We start from the raw sequence: 16,754 nt of genomic DNA on the forward strand, positions 1-16,754 counted from the left end.
GAGCGCTTGCGTCATGAGCCTCCCCTCTTGGTCTTGCCGGCAGGTCTTGCTTTGCGCCGCGCCTCAAGCGCCTTGACAGGCCCGGTAAGTGCGGCGTCAAAGTCCTGCTCCGCTCTGCCAGGTGCCGACAATTGCTGGCGGCGATATGCTTCAAAGGCAGCCTCCGCCTGACCTTGCGCCGCTTCGGCCGTAATGCGCCCTGCGTGAGTCAGGATCTCGCGCCCGGACAGACGCAAGAAGTCGTCCAGTTTCGTGATCCATTGGGCCATGGTCATCGGCTTGCGATCCAGGGCCTGCAACTCGGCAAACTCCAGGTAGGCGTTGACGATGCGGTTGAGTACCTGCAACTCTTCTTCGTTCAGGTAGTTCTTGGCCACAGCCACATCGGCCTTGCGCAGCGCGCCGCCCTGTGGCGCGGCCGCCCAGGTTGTCAGGCCCATATTTGTCTTACCCAGATCGGCGCGCAGCGCTATCAGTTCGGCCGCTGTGTGGCCATGGGTCGCCCAATGCATCCTGTTTTGCACCGTGGCGAAGAATTGCTGCGATGCCTCGGCGCGCGCGTCGTAGTCCACACTGGTCGAGTAGATGTCGAGCACCTTGCGCCAGAACACCTTCTCGGATGAACGAATGTCGCGGATGCGCGCCAGCAGTTCCTCAAAGTAGCCAGCGTCCGCGCCGCGCTTGAACCGGTCGTCATCCAGCACAAACCCCTTGACCAGGAACGTCTTGAGCGTTTCCGTAGCCCATTGGCGAAACTGTGCACCACGCGGCGACCGCACTCGATACCCCACCTGCAGCACCGCTTCCAGGTTGTAGTGGTCCACCAGCCTTTCCACGTCCCGCGCGCCTTCGCGGGCAACTATCCGGAATTTCCGGATAGTTGTCTCCGGGTCCAACTCGCTATCGGCATACACATTTTTCAGGTGCTCGTTGACCGTCCGAACATCCTTTTGATAAAGCTCGGCCATCTGGCGCTGTGTCAGCCACAACGCACCGTCGATCAGACGCACTTGCACACGGGTTTGCGCGTCCTCGGTCTGAAACAGCAAGAACTCGCCGCTGGCTGGCAGTTGGGACATCGGGCAATTATGGATGAATACTGGATTTTTTCACAGTGTCTTTGCCTTGCTCTGTCCCACCGCGCCTAGAGGCCTCGTGGGTCATCGCTAAAATTGCCGGTTCCCCAGGAAACACCCTCATGCCCTCCCAGCGCAAGCTTTTCGTCACCACCGCCCTGCCGTACGCCAACGGCAACTTCCACATCGGCCACATCATGGAGTACATCCAGGCCGACATCTGGGTGCGGCACCAGCGAATGCAGGGCAGCCAGGTGCACTTCGTGTGCGCCGACGACGCGCACGGCGCCCCGATCATGATCGCGGCCGAAAAGGCCGGCAAGACGCCGCAGGAGTTCGTGGCCGGCATCGCCGCGGGCCGCAAGCCCTACCTGGACGGCTTCCACATCGGCTTCGACAACTGGCACAGCACCGACGCGCCGGAAAACCACGAGTTGGCCCAGCAGATCTATCGCGACCTGAAAGCCAACGGCCTCGTCTCCAGCAAGGTGATCGAGCAGTTCTTCGACCCGCAGAAGAACATGTTCCTGCCGGACCGGTTCATCAAGGGCGAGTGCCCCAACTGCCACGCCAAAGACCAGTACGGCGACAACTGCGAGGTCTGCAGCAAGGTCTACAGCCCCACGGACCTGATCAATCCGTACTCGGCGCTCTCCGGTGCCACGCCGGTGCTGAAAAGCTCGGAGCACTTCTTCTTCAAGCTGTCCGACCCGCGGAGCATGGCGTTCCTGAAGCAATGGACGCAAGAGTCGGATGCCGACGGCAAGCCGCGCCTGCAGACCGAAGTGCTGAACAAGATCAGCGAATGGCTGGAGCCGGGCGAGGACGGCAAGGCCGTGCTGGGCGACTGGGACATCAGCCGCGATGCGCCCTACTTCGGCATCGAGATCCCCGACGCGCCGGGCAAGTATTTCTATGTGTGGCTGGATGCACCGGTGGGTTACCTGGCCTCGCTGAAGAACTACCTCGGCAAGATCGGTGTCGACTATGAGAAGTTCGTCGCCGACCCGGAGGTGGAGCAGTTCCACTTCATCGGCAAGGACATCATCACCTTCCACACGTTGTTCTGGCCGGCGATGCTGCACTTCAGCGGGCGCAAGGTGCCGAACAAGGTGTTCGTGCACGGCTTCCTCACCGTCAACAACGGCGAGAAGATGAGCAAGAGCCGTGGCACCGGGCTCGACCCGCTGAAGTACCTGTCGCTGGGCATGAATCCGGAGTGGCTGCGCTATTACCTGGCGGCCAAGCTGTCGGGGCGCAATGAAGACATCGACTTCAATCCGGACGACTTCATGGCGCGGGTGAACAGCGATTTGATCGGCAAGTACGTGAACATCGCGAGCCGGGCAGTGAAGTTCATCCCCGGCGGCAAACTGACCGCTGCCGTCGCGGAGCCGGGTGAGACAGCGTTGGTCCAGAACGTCCAGAGCCTGTACGAGAACCGCGACTACGGCCGGGCACTGCGCGAGATCATGGCCTATGCCGACAAGGTGAACCTGCGCTTCGACGGCGCGGCGCCGTGGAAACTGGTGAAGGAAGGCAAGGCGGATGAAGCCGCGGCGGTGTGCTCTGTGTGCATCGAGAGCTTCAAGGTCATGACGGCTTGTTTGAAACCGGTTCTGCCGGAACTGGCCGCGCAGGCTGAAGCTTTCTTGCAATGCAAACCGCTGGATTGGAGCAACGCGGCCGCGCCTTTGGGTGAAGGCCATGCGGTTGGCAAGTACGAGCATTTGATGCAGCGGGTGGATGTGAAGCAGTTGGATGCGTTGTTTGAGGCGCCGGCTGAGTCACCCTCACCCCAACCCTCTCCCGCAAGCGGGAGAGGGAGTGATCCGGGGGGCGAAGAAATCGCCCCCGCCATCACGATCGACGACTTCACCAAGATCGACCTGCGCATCGCCAGGATCGTCAACTGCGAAGCAGTCGAAGGCTCGACCAAGCTGCTGCGCCTGACGCTCGATGTGGGCGAAGGCAAGAGCCGCAACGTCTTCAGCGGCATCGCTTCAGCGTACAAGCCGGAAGACCTGGTCGGCAAGCTCACCGTGATGGTGGCGAACCTCGCGCCGCGCAAGATGAAGTTCGGTGTGAGCGAAGGCATGGTGCTGGCCGCGAGCCACGGCGACGAGAAGGCCAACCCTGGCATCTACATCCTCGAACCCTGGCCGGGCGCGCAGCCGGGCATGCGCGTTCGCTAAACGCCTTGGTGCGCCTGCGCCAGTACCCACTCGCTGAACAAATCCGCCGCAGGGTGTGCGCCCTGCGCGCGCCTGCGGCACAGGTGATAGCCGCGTCCGGTCGACGCCGAAACCGGCACCGGCATCACGAGCCGCCCTGAAGCCAGGTCGGCTTCCACCATGCACTCTTGCACCACGGCCACGCCCATGCCCGAACGTGCTGCCTCGATCAGGTTCAGCACCAGATCGAAACCGGTGCGCTTCGGTTTCACCGGCATGCTCGCGCCCGCCGTGGAAGCCCACAACGGCCAGTTGTCAGGAAAGTTCGAGTGGTACAGCAGGGGCTGGGCCAGCAGTTGCTGCGCGGTGCGCACGCCTTTCGCCAGCTTGGGCGTGCAGACGGCCACGATCTCCCCGCCGATCACATACCTTGCCGAAACCTGCCGCGGCCATTGCCGCTCGTTCCGCTTGGTGTCGATCCACACGTCCACGTCGTCGCGCGTGAAGTCCTCGTCGTGGTGGTATTGCCGAAACTCGATCTCCACTTCGGGATGGCGCTCGCGGAAATCCTCCAGCCGTGGCATCAGCCACAGCGTGCCCAAGCTGGTGATCACTGACAAGCGCAGCCGCAGCCGCTCGGGCTTCTTGCGCAGTTTCACCGCAGCCGCTTCGAGCGCGGCGACGGGCTTGCCCACCAGCTTGCGCAACTCGAGCCCCGCCGGGGTCAAGGTCACGCCGCCCGCCGAACGCTGAAGCACATCCTGGCCGAGATCCTCCTCGAGCCTCAGCACCGCCCGGCTCACCGCCGCCTGCGTCACGCACAGTTCGTCGGCGGCCTTGCGAAAACTGCCGGTGCGTGCCACCGCCAGGAAGGCATGCAACTCCACCAACGAAGGGCTTCGGATCGGCATGGCCGCGATTACATCATGTCATCACCCTCGCCGCAAAAGTCGTTTGTGCGCAACGCCTCCAGAACCTACTCTCGCGCCACCAGAACACACGTGGAGACTCCATGAACACCCGCCGACACTTCCTGCAAACCTGCGCCGGCGGCTGCGCCGCTGCGGCCCTGCCCGCTTTTGCGCAGGCCGGCTTTCCGAGCAAAGCCTTGTCGCTCGTCGACCCCTTCACCGCCGGCTCCAACACCGACTACTTCTCGCGCCTGCTGGCCGACCGGCTGGGGCCACTGCTCGGCGGCCAGGTGGTCGTGGAGAACAAGGCCGGGGCCGGTGGCATCGTCGGCGCGGACTTCGTGGCCAAGGCCAAGCCGGATGGCTACACGCTGGGCATGGCATCCGTGAGCACGCTGTGCGCGGGCCCGGCCGTGCACTCGGGCGTTCGCTACGACCCGGTCAAGGACTTCACCTACATCACCAAACTGGTGACGCTGCCCAGCGTGCTGGTGGTCGGCAACAAGCATCCGGCCCGCGACTTTCGCGAACTGCTGGAGCAGGGCAAGGCCCAGCCGGGCCGCATCAGCTTCGGCATGCCGGGCGTGGGCTCGGCCGGCCACGTGCTGCTGGAATACCTGATGCACCTGGCCGGCGTGCGCTTCCTGCCGGTGCCGTACAAGGGCAGCGGCCCCATGCTCACCGACCTGATGTCCGGCCAGCTGGACGTGATGAGCGACAACATTCCCTCCGTGCTTCCGCACATCCGCAGCGGCGCGCTGCGCGCGCTGGCGGTGCGGGACATGAAGCGCCTGTCGGTGCTGCCGGATGTGCCCACTTATGCCGAGATGGGCCTGCGCGAGGTATCGCAGCCGCTGTGGTTCGGCCTCGTCGGGCCGGCGAAGATGCCCGCACCGATCGTCGACCGGATTCGCGCGGCGGCGCACAAGGCCATGGCCGAACCGGGCTTCGTCGAGAAGACGCTGGCGCTGTCGGCCACAACGAGTCCCAGCACCTCGAAGGAGTTTGCCGACGACGCTGCCGCTCTGTTGGCCAGATTGCGCCAGGTGGTCAAGATCGCGGGGATCAAAGCAGAATGAGGGCTGTGGAACCTGTCACCGTCACACCGCCCGCCAACAGCGCCACCGCCATTGCACTGGTCTGCGACTCACCGCACAGCGGCACGCACTACCCCACGGATTTCGGCCACTCCGTCGAGCGCGCGGCGCTGCGCCGCAGCGAAGACACCGACATCGACGCACTGTGGTCCGGTGTGGCGGCAGTGGGCGGCGTGCTGGTTTGCGCGACGTTTCCGCGCAGCTATATCGACCCGAACCGCGACGAGGCCGACATCGACCTGTCGATGATCGACGGCCCGTGGCCGCATACGGTGCTGCCGTCCGCGCGGTGCCTCGAACTGGGCAACGGCCTCATGTGGCGGAACACACCGGAACATCTCCCGATCTACACGCGCCGCTTGTCGATCGAACAGGCTGCAGTGCGCATCGAGCACTACTGGCGCCCCTACCGGCTGGCCCTGGCCGCGCAATTGGAAAGCGCTGCCGCACGGCATGGCGGCTACTGGCACCTGAACCTGCATTCGATGCCCAGCAACGCCTACGAGCGGCTCGGCCTGCCCGCGCGCCCATTGGCCGACGTGGTGCTGGGGAACCGCCACAACACCACCTGCTCCACCGGCTTTACCGACATGGTCGCGAACGCGTTCAAGGCGCGCGGCTACAGCGTCGCCGTGAACGACCCGTACGAAGGCGTGGAGCTGGTGCGCCTGGCCGGCGACCCGACGCGGCACCGTCACAGCCTGCAGATCGAGATCAATCGCGCGCTCTACATGGACGAAGGCACCCGCGAACGGTTGCCGCGATTCGATGCGCTCAAGGCCGACATCGACCAGGTACTCACCTCGGTGCACGCGTACGTCGAAGCAGGCGCAGCGTCTTTACCGGCAAGATACGGATCGCTTACACCTGCCCCCTAGAATTCGCGTGTCTCAGCCGTACCGGACGCCGCCATGAAATCCCTGATCCTCGCCGCCGCCATCTGCCTTTCCTTGAGCGGCTGCGCCGTCGTCACCGTCGCCGGCATGGCCGCGGGCCTTGCGGTGGACGCCACGGTGGGCGCCGTGAAGCTGACGGGCAAGGCAGTCGGCGCGGCCGTGGATGTCGTGACGCCGAACAGCGATCCGGCGAAGTAAACCGCTGGGCGTACACTGGGGCCTCATGGCCCGCACACCCGTGCTCCCCCTCTCCCGCCGCAAGCGCTTCATCACGCGCCTGCACCACTGCGACCCGCCGGAATTGAGCTGACGCCTGTCCGTTCAACTTCCGGAGCCCTCATTGACCTTTTCCTTCGTATTCCGTCCCCGCCTGGTGGACGCACTTCGCGGCTATGGCCGTGACCGCCTTATGGGCGACCTGGGGGCGGGCCTCACGGTCGGCATCGTCGCCCTTCCGCTGGCCATGGCCTTCGCCATTGCGTCCGGCCTCAAACCTGAAGCCGGCCTGTGGACGGCGATCATCGCCGGCTTCGTCATCTCAGCGCTGGGCGGCTCCAACGTGCAGATCGGCGGGCCGGCCGGTGCCTTCATCGTCATTGTCTACAGCATCGTCGAGCGCTACGGCTTGCCTAACCTGCTGATCTCCACCGCATGCGCGGGCGTGCTGCTGTTCGCCATGGGGCTGCTGCGCCTGGGGCGGCTGGTGCGCTATGTGCCGGTGAGCATTGTCATCGGCTTCACCAACGGCATCGCCGTGCTGATCGCCCTGTCGCAGATCAAGGACTGGCTCGGCCTGGACATCGCGAAGATGCCGGCGGATTTCTTCGCCCAGCTCAAGGTGATCGGCGCCAACCTCCACAGCTTCAACCCCTATGCATTCGCGCTGTGCAGCGTTTGCGTCGTCGGCCTGTTCGTCTGGCCGCGGCTGTGGGGCGGGCGCACGCCGCTACCGCAGGCACTGACCGATACGCCGTTCGTGCGGCAAGCGATCGTGGTCAACGCGCGCATTCCCGGGCCCGTCGTGGCCCTGGTGACGCTGAGCCTCGCTGCGTGGTACTTCAAGCTGCCGGTGGAGACCATTGGCACGCGATTCGGCAGCATCCCGCAGGGCTTGCCCGTGTTCGAGCTGCCTGCGTTTTCTTGGGAGACGGTCAAGCTGCTGGTCACGCCGACGATCACCATCGCCCTGCTAGGCGCAATCGAGTCGCTGCTCTGCGCGCGAGTGGCCGACCAGCTCACGACGCTGCCCAAGCACGACCCGAACCAGGAGCTGATGGCCCAGGGCGCCGCCAACATGCTTGTGCCGTTTTTCGGCGGCATGCCGGCCACGGGCACCATTGCGCGTACCGTCACCAACGTGCGTTCCGGCGGAACTTCGCCTGTCGCCGGCATCGTGCACGCGGCCACGCTGCTGACCATCGTGCTGGCGGCGGCGCCGCTCGCCTTGCACGTGCCACTCTCGGTGCTGGCGGGCATCCTGCTGTTCGTCGCGTGGAACATGGGCGAGTGGCACGAGTTCCGCGACCTGCGCAAGTACAGCACGCACTACCGCATGCTGATGCTCGGCACGTTCTTCCTCACCGTCGTGTTCGACCTCACGGTGGCGGTGCAGGTGGGCCTGCTGCTGGCTTGTGCCCTGTTCATCCGCCGAATGAGCGGGCTGTTCAGCGTGGAGGCGGTACCCTCCGCGGACGTGGCCGAGGTGCGCTTCAAGCTCTATGGCTCGCTGTTCTTCGGCGCTGTCGCCAAGATCGACGAGGTGGTTCAAGCCGTGGAGAACGGCCCGGCCGGGCCCGTGGTGGTGCTCGACACGCTGCACCTGGTGCACATGGACACCAGCGGCCTGGACGCGCTGCGGCAACTTCTGAAAGCCGTCCAGCTGCGTGGCGGCCGGCTGCGCCTGGACTACCTGCAGGCGCAGCCGCAAGAGGTACTGGCGCGTGCGGGGTTTTTGGTAGAACTGGCGGCTTAGGGTTTGAACTGCGCCGTGAAGATCGGGCTGGTAGTGACCCCGCCAGCGGTCACCGTCTTGGCCCATACCAGGGTGACATTGCCCTCCGAATCAATCGTGGCCAGGCGGCCGTAGACATCGTTGCCGGCAGCGCCCGCCGGCAACGGCGCGATCCGACGCCATCCCGTCTGCGGCGAGTAGCGCATCACGCCCTGCTGGTCGACAATCAGCGCGTTTCCTTCGCTGTCCACGTGGGCGGCGTAGATGTATGGTGCACTCGGCTGGACGGCGGCGACCGGCCCCCAACCCTGTTGGGGATGAAACACGCGCGACCATTGCTGCGAGTCGACCCACCACGACGCCAGCACTTGGCCGGCGGCACCCAGGTGCAACTCGGGGTTGCGAATGATGGGTCTCACGCTGGCACCGTATCCGGGTTCGTAGAACGGTTTGACGGTGATGCGGGGCACGAGTTCGAGCGTTTGCCAACCGCCCGAAGGCGTGTAGCGGGCGACGCCAGGCGCGCAAGGTCGCTCAGCCTCAGAACTCGGGGTATTGGGCGTGCAGGCCACATACGGCACCATGAATGATCCGGCTCCGGTTCCGATGGCAGCGCCCTGGCGGGTATAGGTATCCACGTCGGGCAGCACGCCCAATGCGCTCCACCCGGTGGCGGGTTGATAGAAATGGTAGGCCGTGTGAAGCGGCACACCCGTCGAGAAAATCCCGCGCTCCCAGATGGCCAGCGCGTCGCCTTCCGGGTTCATGGCCAGGCTGCGCAAACGGATGTGCGCGCCATTGGGGACCTCGTCAGCCCCCATGTCCAGGGTCTCGGCAGTGCGCACCCAGCCCTGTGCAGGCGTAAAGCGCAGCACCGCAGGACGGGGATAACCATCTGCCGGGTCGCTCAGCAGGCAAAGGCCTTGGCTCGCGGCGGACTGGACGCACGCCGGTGTTGGAATCCCGGGCGCCATTTCTGGCTGGCTCTGCCAAACGCCCGCTGAACGAACAAAGGGTTCGAAGTGCCGTGGCCGCGGGTCCGTGTCCACCCAGGCCGCCTCGTCAAAGCGATAGCCATCGTCGAAGACGAGTGCGCCCAGCGGCCCGTCGGGACTGGTGACAAACGCCGCCAGGCTGTTCCGGTCCGGTTCGGCCGGAACCGGCACCCCTGGAATCGAGGACCACGCCCCTTGCGCACCGCGATGCAGCCAGCCCGACGAACCCGGCTTGGGATACGGTTGCCACCAGGCGACCGTCCAGGCACCGGAGGCATCCTCCTTGGCCGTCATCCCACTCAGCGCCCCTGGGGTCGTCGCAAGCAACACCGGCTCGCTCCACTCCGGTGGCGGTGCATCGCCGCTACCGCCGCCGCAGGCCGCCAAGACGGCGACCGCGAGAACCTGCGCGCCGACGCGCAGCCGCTTCGTTGCATTCATTCGATGCTCCCTGATGTATTGCCGGGGGAGTATCACTTGGGGCGCGCGCCCAAATTGTGACCGCCATCACTTCCGCCGAGGTGCAAGCGAAGCGCCTATCGCCCGCCGCGATTCTCGATCGCCTCCGGATCTGGCGCCGCCGACGTGCGCAGCACACGCATGTCAGGGTTGAACCAGACGGTGAACACCATCGAACTGTTGGGCGGCTCCATGAAACGCCAGTCCCAGGCGATCTCGCGCTTCAGGTCGTACGGCGTGATCTTCATCGGCTTGCCCAGGAGCTTGCGCACGTCCTCCATCATCATCCCCGGCTGCACTTTGGCGAAGTTGTTCGGGTTGAGCACTTGGCGCAGGGCCACCATCCTGCCGTCCGGGCCGATGCTGATCATGTAGTTCTTGTGGCCCGAGGGCTGGCGGTTGTACTCGTAGATTCGCTCGCCGTTGGGGCCGTCCCAGACGTTTTCGGGCTGGCCGAAGCGGGCGCGGACGTCGGCTTCGGTCGAGACGCCTTCTTCCAGTTCTGCAACGCGTTGCGGATCGCAGGCGGCCAGCGCCAGCAGGGCCAGCGCAGCCACCAGGGCCTTCAAAAGGGTGTTCATGAGCCGGGGCGTAAAATTGCGGAAAAGGGCCCCAGTCTATGTCCATCTTCCAGCGAATCTTCCGCCGTCCTGATTACAACTCCGAGATCAGCCAGTTCATTCAGGGCCTCAAGGACGCCAAGCCCGATCTGGAAGCCCAGCAGCGTGCCGGCCGCGCCATCTGGTGGGACAAGCACCTGGACCGCGAGGCATTGAGCGAATGGCGCGAGGCCCGCGTGCCGCAAAAACCGTACGTGTACCAGAACGAGACGAAATGAGGGCTTCCGGGCCAGCGACGCTGCCTGAGGCCGTGACGCGCGAGATGCCGGGCATGCCGGACGTGGTGGACCAGGTCGCCCTGGCGCGCCTGTATGGCGAGCCGCTGTTCGCCATGCCGACGGACCTGTACATCCCGCCGGACGCGCTGGAGGTTTTCCTCGAAGCCTTCGAAGGCCCGCTCGACTTGCTGCTGTACCTCATCCGCAAGCAGAACTTCAACATCCTCGACATCCCAATGGCGGGCGTCACCCGGCAGTACCTGGTGTACGTCGATGAAATCCGCACGCGCAACCTGGAGCTGGCGGCCGAATACCTGCTGATGGCGGCGATGCTGATCGAGATCAAGTCGCGCATGCTGCTGCCCCCGCGCAAGACCGCCGAGGGCCAGGAACCGGAAGACCCGCGGGCCGAGCTGGTGCGCCGACTGCTCGAATACGAGCAGATGAAGGCCGCCGCTTTCCGCCTTAACGAAGCGCCGCAGATGGGCCGCGACGTGCTGCGCGCGCAGGTGTACATCGAGCAGGCGCTGCAGCCGCGCTTTCCCGACGTGAACGTCGTCGACCTGCAGGAAGCGTGGCGCGACATCGTCAAGCGCGCCAAACTCATCCAGCATCACAAGATCACGCGTGAAGAGCTCTCGGTGCGCGAGCACATGAGCATCGTGCTGCGTGCACTGCAAGGCCGCAAGTTCGTGGAGTTCGAACACCTCTTCGACCCGGCGCGCGGCATCCAGGTGCTGATCGTCACGTTCATCGCGCTGCTCGAATTGGCGAAAGAATCGCTGGTCGACGTCACCCAGGCCGAGGCCTACGCTCCCATCTACGTTCGCCTGGCCTACCAGCCAGCCTAAAGACATGGCAACTTCTCAGGACTTCGATGTCTTGATTGTCGGCAGCGGCCTCGCCGGCCTCTCCGCCGCGCTGCACCTGGCGCCGACGCATCGGGTCGCCATCCTCACCAAGCGCTCGATGAGCGATGGCTCCAGCGGCTGGGCCCAGGGCGGCATCGCCGCGGTACTCGGCGCGGGCGACACCTTCGACTCCCATGTGGACGACACGCTGGTGGCAGGCGCCGGATTGTCGGAACCGGCCGCGACGCGCTTCGTGGTCGAACACGCACCCGAGAGCATCGAGTGGCTGCGCAAGCTGGGCGTGCCGTTCTCGCAGGAAGACGGCCATCTGCACCTCACGCGCGAAGGCGGGCACAGTGCGCGGCGCATCGTGCACGTCACCGACGCCACGGGCGCGGCCGTGCAGCGCACGCTGATCGAGGAAGTGCGGCGCACGCCCAACATCACGCTGCTGGAACACCACACGCTGGTGGACTTGATCACCGGCACCAAGTTCGGCATCGACCACGACCATTGCCTGGGCCTCTACGCGCTGGACGAAAGCACGGACGAAGTGCTCACCTTCCGCGCGCCGCACACCATCCTGGCGACGGGTGGCGCAGGCAAGGTCTACCTGTACACCACCAACCCCGACACCGCTACGGGCGATGGCATCGCGGCCGCCTGGCGTGCGGGCTGCCGGGTGACGAACATGGAGTTCATCCAGTTCCACCCGACCTGCCTGTACCACCCCAACGTCAAGTCATTCCTCATCACCGAGGCCGTCCGCGGCGAAGGCGGGCAACTGCTGTTGCCGGATGGCACGCGCTTCATGCCGCAGCATGACCAACGCGCCGAGCTGGCGCCGCGCGACGTGGTGGCGCGCGCCATCGACTTCGAGATGAAGAAGCACGGCCTGGACTGCGTGTATCTCGACATCTCGCATCAGCCGGCCGAGTTCATCCGCGAACACTTCCCCAACATCCACGCGCGCTGCCTGGAGCTGGGCATCGACATCACCAAGCAGCCGATCCCGGTGGTGCCCGCCGCACACTACACCTGCGGCGGCATCCACACCGATCTGGCGGGCCGCACCGACGTGCCGGGCCTGCACGCGATCGGTGAGACGGCGTACACCGGCCTGCACGGCGCCAACCGGCTCGCGAGCAATTCATTGGTGGAATGCATGGTGTTCGCACGCGCCGCCGCACATGACATCCAGGCGACGCCCTTGCCGCTGCCACCGGAACTGCCGGCCTGGGACGAGAGCCAGGTGACCGACGCAGACGAATCCGTGGTGATCTCGCATAACTGGGACGAACTGCGCCGCTTCATGTGGGACTACGTGGGCATCGTGCGGACCAACAAGCGGCTGGAGCGCGCCTCGCACCGCATCCGCCTCTTGCAGGAAGAGATCCAGGAGTTCTACGCCAACTTCCACATCTCGCGCGACCTGCTGGAGCTGCGCAACCTGGTGACAGTGGCGGAGCTGATCGTGCGGTCGGCGCAGTCGCGGCATGAGAGCCGCGGGTTGCATTTCAGCCGGGACTATCCGCAGATGGAAGACGTCGCCCATCCAACCATCTTGTCGCCGAACACATAGGCTTATCGAGCTTATCGAGCTTAACGCGCGTCCGCGACTGGGCTGCGCAGGGCGCTGGTCAGGGCCTTTACGCCATCACGATGTTCTCGAAGTTGAATGCGAACGGCGCGGCGCTCCGGCCTGGCCCGCCGCCGGTCATGACGATGTCGGCACTGGCGATGCCCAGCAGCGACAGCTCGGTGTTGATGTTGGAAATGATCGCGGAGTTCATCACCTGGCCCTGGACAAACTGCGACGCCACGCCGATCCAGATCGTGGGCTTGAATTCGAACACCGCCTTTTGCTGCGGCGCGACCGAGGTCTTGACGGCCAGCAGCTTGCCGGCCTTGTAGATGCTGGCATTGATGGCGCCTTTGCCCAGGTTGTTGAGCACTTGCACCTCCTTGGAACTCGTGCCGGAGCCGGCCGGCACCAGCCTGTCGCCGGAGGTGGTCAACGCCATCTGGAACATCTGGCCGTTCTGAGCATCCAGCTGCGGCGTGTAGTTGCCGTAGCTGTCGCTCGCGCCGACCTGCATCGTCGTGGGAAAAGCGAACGGGTGGTTGTCGCCCTGCCCGCAATACTTGATGACCTGCCAGGCGACGGCCAATTCGTCGAAATTCATCGCGACGTTCTTCTGGAAGATCACGACCTCAGAGTTGTTCACGTCGTTCGAGTTGTTGATGAAGTTCAACTGGATGTTCATGGGTTCCTCCTTGAGTGTTGTCTAGACGACGTTGTTGAGCATGGTGATATGGGGCTGGGGCAGCCCGTCGAGCCGGAGGACGGTTTGCAACAAAATATCGTCGCCCCACACCACCCCGCAGTTGTATTGCAGCGGTGCGCCATCCGCCTTCTGCTGATAAGTCGTGGTGGCGCCGGTATCTGGCCCCTGGATACCGGTAGCCCAGTGGTTCCACCCGTACCAGTTTTCCGAATTCATGACCATGGTGTACACCGTGCTGCCGTCGGCCGGCAGCAGCGTGTGCATGTTCAGGGTGGCTGTCAGTTGCATCAGGGCCAGCCGACAGGCGTCCTGGGCGTCCACATTGCCCGCCAGCGCGTTGGCGAGGTTGTCGATGAGCGCCTGGTGATACGGAACGGTCTGCGGGAAGACGATGTCGGTGATGGGGAAAAACTCGGGGTTCAGCCCCACCGGAACGCGCTCGTCGTTGAAAACGAACACCCCTTCGTCCGAGGTGTAGATGGTGACGGCCGAATAGGGGTCGTCGTTCGCCGCGTATTCGCCGCGCAACGCCCAGCACCAGGCATCGGCTTGAACAAAGGGCCGCTCGTCCGAAGTCGGCACTATGATCCCGCCATAGGGGTGGATGCCGTCGGCGGGTGCCACCAGGCTTCTTTGGGTATCGGTGAGGTAGAGCATGTTCGTTGTTGCGAGCCCGGACGTCGGGCTCATGACGATGTTTTCGAGATTGAACGCGAACGGCGTCGAGTTCGCGTCTGGCCCGCCCCCTGTCATCACGATGTCCGCACTGGCGATGTCCTCCAGTGACAACTCGGTGTTGATGCCTGCGATGATGGTCGAATCCATCACCTGCCCCTCGACGACCTGCGACGCCACGCCGATCCAGATCGTGGGCTTGCTCACGCCGGCTTGCATTGTGGGAAACACGAACGAGTGGTTGTCGCCCTGGCCGCAGGACTCGATGACTTTGCCGGCGACGGCGAGTTCGTCCAAATTGGCGGCGACGTTCTTCTGGAAGATGACAATCTGCGAGTTGTTGGTGTCGTTGGAGTTGTTGATGAAGTTCAGCGCGATGTCCATGGAGCCCCTCCTTGATTTTGTGCTCGCCATTGTGGGACAGCCCGGGCAGGGTGCCAACGTTCTTATTTCCAGCACCTGTGAATCGGCTTCGGATATACTCGCCCCCGCTCCGGGGTGCGAGCGGCCATGTGGCCGGTATCGCTGAGATGGCAAGACCAAACCCGAGAACTTGAACCGGTTAGTACCGGCGTAAGAAGAGCTGTCAGGCTGGGCCCATCCGTGGGCCGCAAATCCTGCCACACCTTTCGGAGCACCTGTGTAGTCACACGCACCGAAAGGATTGGCCCCGATGAACGCCCCCGACAAACTCGCGCAGCTGCTCTCCCTCACGCGCGAGCCTTTCCCCGCCTCCCGCAAGCTCTACGTCCCCGGCCAATTGCACCCGCAATTGCGCGTGCCGATGCGCGAAGTGAACTTGAGCAACGGTGACTCCGCCACGCTTTACGACACCTCCGGGCCCTACACCGAACCCGAAGCCATGATCGACGTGCGCCGCGGGCTGCCCGGCCTGCGCACCGAATGGATCGAGTCGCGTGGCGACACCGAGCTGTACACCGGCCGCGAGCGCAGGGCGCTGGACGACGGAACCAAACACGAAGAACGCGAAGCCCAGCGCATCGCCGCGCTGCGCGCCGAAGCCGCCGCGCTGCAGCGCCAGCCCCGCCGTGCCAAGTCAGGCGCCAACGTGACGCAGATGCACTACGCCCGGCGCGGCATCGTCACCCCGGAGATGGAATTCGTCGCCATCCGCGAGAACGGCAAGCGCGAATGGATGGCCGAGTACCTGGGCGACAGCGCGATCAACAACGAACGCGCGATGCGGCTCGCCGGCAACCCGATGGGCGCGCAGATCCCGAAGATCATCACGCCCGAGTTCGTGCGCGACGAAGTGGCGCGTGGCCGCGCCATCATCCCGGCCAACATCAACCACCCCGAGATCGAGCCGATGGCCATCGGGCGCAACTTCCTGGTGAAGATCAACGCCAACATCGGCAACTCGGCCGTCACCTCCAGCATCGAGGAAGAAGTGGAGAAGCTGGTGTGGGCGATTCGCTGGGGCGCCGACAACGTGATGGACCTGTCGACCGGCAAGAACATCCACACCACGCGCGACTGGATCGTGCGCAACTCGCCGGTACCGATCGGAACCGTTCCCATCTATCAAGCGCTGGAAAAAGTCGGCGGCGTGGCCGAGGACCTCACCTGGGAGATCTTCCGCGACACCCTGATCGAGCAGGCCGAGCAAGGCGTGGACTACTTCACCATCCACGCGGGCATCCGCCTGGCCTTCATCCACCTCACCGCGAACCGCCGGACCGGCATCGTCTCGCGCGGCGGATCGATCATGGCCAAGTGGTGCATCTCGCACCACAAGGAAAGCTTCCTGTACGAGCACTTCGAAGACATTTGCGACATCATGAAGGCCTACGACGTGAGCTTCTCGCTCGGCGACGGCCTGCGGCCCGGCTCCGGCGCGGACGCCAACGACGAGGCGCAGTTCGCTGAGCTGCGCACGCTGGGCGAGCTGACGCAGATCGCCTGGAAGCACGACGTGCAGACCATGATCGAAGGCCCCGGCCACGTGCCCATGCACATGATCCAGGCCAACATGGACGAGCAGTTGAAGCACTGCCACGAAGCGCCGTTCTACACGCTGGGCCCATTGACCATCGACATCGCACCGGGCTACGACCACATCTCAAGCGCCATCGGCGCGGCCATGATCGGCTGGTTCGGCACCGCCATGCTGTGCTACGTGACGCCGAAGGAACACCTGGGCCTTCCGGACCGAGACGACGTGAAGCAAGGGATCATCGCGTACAAGATCGCGGCGCATGCAGCGGACGTGGCCAAGGGTCACCCGACTTCTCGCGCCCGCGACGAGGCGCTGTCGAAGGCGCGTTTCGAGTTCCGCTGGCAGGACCAGTTCAACCTGTCGCTGGACCCGGACACGGCGCGCGACTTCCACGACGAGACGTTGCCGGCCGACGGCGCCAAGGTGGCGCACTTCTGCTCGATGTGCGGACCGAAGTTCTGCTCGATGAAGATCACGCAGGAAGTGCGCGATTACGCCGCGGCCAAGGAGGGCATGGAACAGAAAAGCGCGGAGTTCCGCGCCGCCGGCAGCGAAATCTACATCCCCATCCAGAAGGGGTGAT

Annotated in this window: 14 protein-coding genes, 1 pseudogene and 1 riboswitch; of the genes and pseudogenes, 9 read left to right on the forward strand and 6 right to left on the reverse strand. The window is 64.6% G+C overall.

Translation table 11 applies throughout. The features are described 5' to 3' along the window. Positions 1 to 11 precede the first annotated feature (11 nt). Positions 12 to 1,079 carry a virulence RhuM family protein gene (locus EEB15_RS20225; RefSeq protein WP_141511689.1) on the reverse strand — a complete coding sequence of 356 codons (1,068 nt, stop codon included), beginning with the start codon at positions 1,077 to 1,079 and terminating at the stop codon, positions 12 to 14. 119 nt (positions 1,080 to 1,198) lie between these two features. Between EEB15_RS20225 and metG the strand changes: the two genes are divergently transcribed. Then, positions 1,199 to 3,271 (forward strand): methionine--tRNA ligase, encoded by a 2,073-nt coding sequence (metG, locus tag EEB15_RS20230; RefSeq protein WP_141511690.1) that lies wholly within the window; start codon positions 1,199 to 1,201, stop codon positions 3,269 to 3,271. Here the strand turns inward: metG and EEB15_RS20235 are convergent. Further along, positions 3,268 to 4,161 carry a LysR substrate-binding domain-containing protein gene (locus EEB15_RS20235; protein WP_141511691.1) on the reverse strand — a complete coding sequence of 298 codons (894 nt, stop codon included), beginning with the start codon at positions 4,159 to 4,161 and terminating at the stop codon, positions 3,268 to 3,270. The genes metG and EEB15_RS20235 overlap by 4 nt on opposite strands. A gap of 101 nt (positions 4,162 to 4,262) precedes the next feature. Between EEB15_RS20235 and EEB15_RS20240 the strand changes: the two genes are divergently transcribed. The 4 genes from EEB15_RS20240 (at position 4,263) to EEB15_RS20255 (ending at position 8,126) form a co-directional block, all read left to right on the forward strand. Next, positions 4,263 to 5,240 carry a tripartite tricarboxylate transporter substrate binding protein gene (locus tag EEB15_RS20240; protein WP_141511768.1) on the forward strand — a complete coding sequence of 326 codons (978 nt, stop codon included), beginning with the start codon at positions 4,263 to 4,265 and terminating at the stop codon, positions 5,238 to 5,240. Further along, positions 5,237 to 6,136, forward strand: a complete 900-nt coding sequence (locus EEB15_RS20245) for an N-formylglutamate amidohydrolase (RefSeq protein WP_141511692.1) — start codon at positions 5,237 to 5,239, stop codon at positions 6,134 to 6,136. Before EEB15_RS20240 ends, EEB15_RS20245 begins: the two co-directional genes overlap by 4 nt. A gap of 33 nt (positions 6,137 to 6,169) precedes the next feature. Next, positions 6,170 to 6,352: a hypothetical protein gene (locus EEB15_RS20250; RefSeq protein WP_141511693.1), complete on the forward strand. Its 183-nt coding sequence runs from the start codon at positions 6,170 to 6,172 to the stop codon at positions 6,350 to 6,352. A 142-nt stretch (positions 6,353 to 6,494) separates the two neighbouring features. After that, positions 6,495 to 8,126 (forward strand): SulP family inorganic anion transporter, encoded by a 1,632-nt coding sequence (locus EEB15_RS20255; protein WP_233259556.1) that lies wholly within the window; start codon positions 6,495 to 6,497, stop codon positions 8,124 to 8,126. Here EEB15_RS20255 and EEB15_RS20260 read toward each other — a convergent pair. Together EEB15_RS20260 and bamE are read right to left on the reverse strand one after the other, a co-directional pair. Then, positions 8,123 to 9,541: a hypothetical protein gene (locus EEB15_RS20260; RefSeq protein WP_141511694.1), complete on the reverse strand. Its 1,419-nt coding sequence runs from the start codon at positions 9,539 to 9,541 to the stop codon at positions 8,123 to 8,125. The genes EEB15_RS20255 and EEB15_RS20260 overlap by 4 nt on opposite strands. A gap of 95 nt (positions 9,542 to 9,636) precedes the next feature. Next, complete coding sequence (bamE, locus tag EEB15_RS20265) at positions 9,637 to 10,140, reverse strand: outer membrane protein assembly factor BamE (protein ID WP_199236580.1); 504 nt, start codon at positions 10,138 to 10,140, stop codon at positions 9,637 to 9,639. Positions 10,141 to 10,178: 38 nt separating this feature from the next. Between bamE and EEB15_RS20270 the strand changes: the two genes are divergently transcribed. The 3 genes from EEB15_RS20270 to nadB are packed head-to-tail and all read left to right on the forward strand — an operon-like array spanning position 10,179 to position 12,830. Next, complete coding sequence (locus EEB15_RS20270; RefSeq protein WP_141511695.1) at positions 10,179 to 10,397, forward strand: DUF3460 family protein; 219 nt, start codon at positions 10,179 to 10,181, stop codon at positions 10,395 to 10,397. Beyond that, positions 10,394 to 11,248 carry a ScpA family protein gene (locus tag EEB15_RS20275; RefSeq protein WP_141511696.1) on the forward strand — a complete coding sequence of 285 codons (855 nt, stop codon included), beginning with the start codon at positions 10,394 to 10,396 and terminating at the stop codon, positions 11,246 to 11,248. The genes EEB15_RS20270 and EEB15_RS20275 overlap by 4 nt, the downstream gene beginning before the upstream one ends. A 4-nt stretch (positions 11,249 to 11,252) precedes the next feature. Next, positions 11,253 to 12,830, forward strand: coding sequence for an L-aspartate oxidase (nadB, locus tag EEB15_RS20280; protein ID WP_141511697.1), 1,578 nt, complete (start codon positions 11,253 to 11,255; stop codon positions 12,828 to 12,830). A 67-nt stretch (positions 12,831 to 12,897) separates the two neighbouring features. On the opposite strand, the gene EEB15_RS20285 is transcribed toward nadB, so the two are convergent. Together EEB15_RS20285 and EEB15_RS20295 are read right to left on the reverse strand one after the other, a co-directional pair. Beyond that, a complete protein-coding gene (locus EEB15_RS20285; RefSeq protein WP_141511698.1) occupies positions 12,898 to 13,515 on the reverse strand; it encodes a hypothetical protein in 618 nt (205 codons plus the stop codon). A gap of 705 nt (positions 13,516 to 14,220) precedes the next feature. After that, positions 14,221 to 14,595 (reverse strand): annotated as a pseudogene (locus EEB15_RS20295) (hypothetical protein); the annotation flags it as partial. A 100-nt stretch (positions 14,596 to 14,695) separates the two neighbouring features. Continuing rightward, positions 14,696 to 14,808, forward strand: a riboswitch (TPP riboswitch). Between the two features lie 76 nt (positions 14,809 to 14,884). Here EEB15_RS20295 and thiC point away from each other — a divergent pair. Beyond that, positions 14,885 to 16,753 (forward strand): phosphomethylpyrimidine synthase ThiC, encoded by a 1,869-nt coding sequence (gene thiC, locus EEB15_RS20300; RefSeq protein WP_141511699.1) that lies wholly within the window; start codon positions 14,885 to 14,887, stop codon positions 16,751 to 16,753. Position 16,754 lies beyond the last annotated feature (1 nt).

Origin of the sequence: Ramlibacter sp. WS9 (assembly GCF_003797765.1) — a bacterium.
Classification (GTDB): domain Bacteria; phylum Pseudomonadota; class Gammaproteobacteria; order Burkholderiales; family Burkholderiaceae_C; genus Ramlibacter.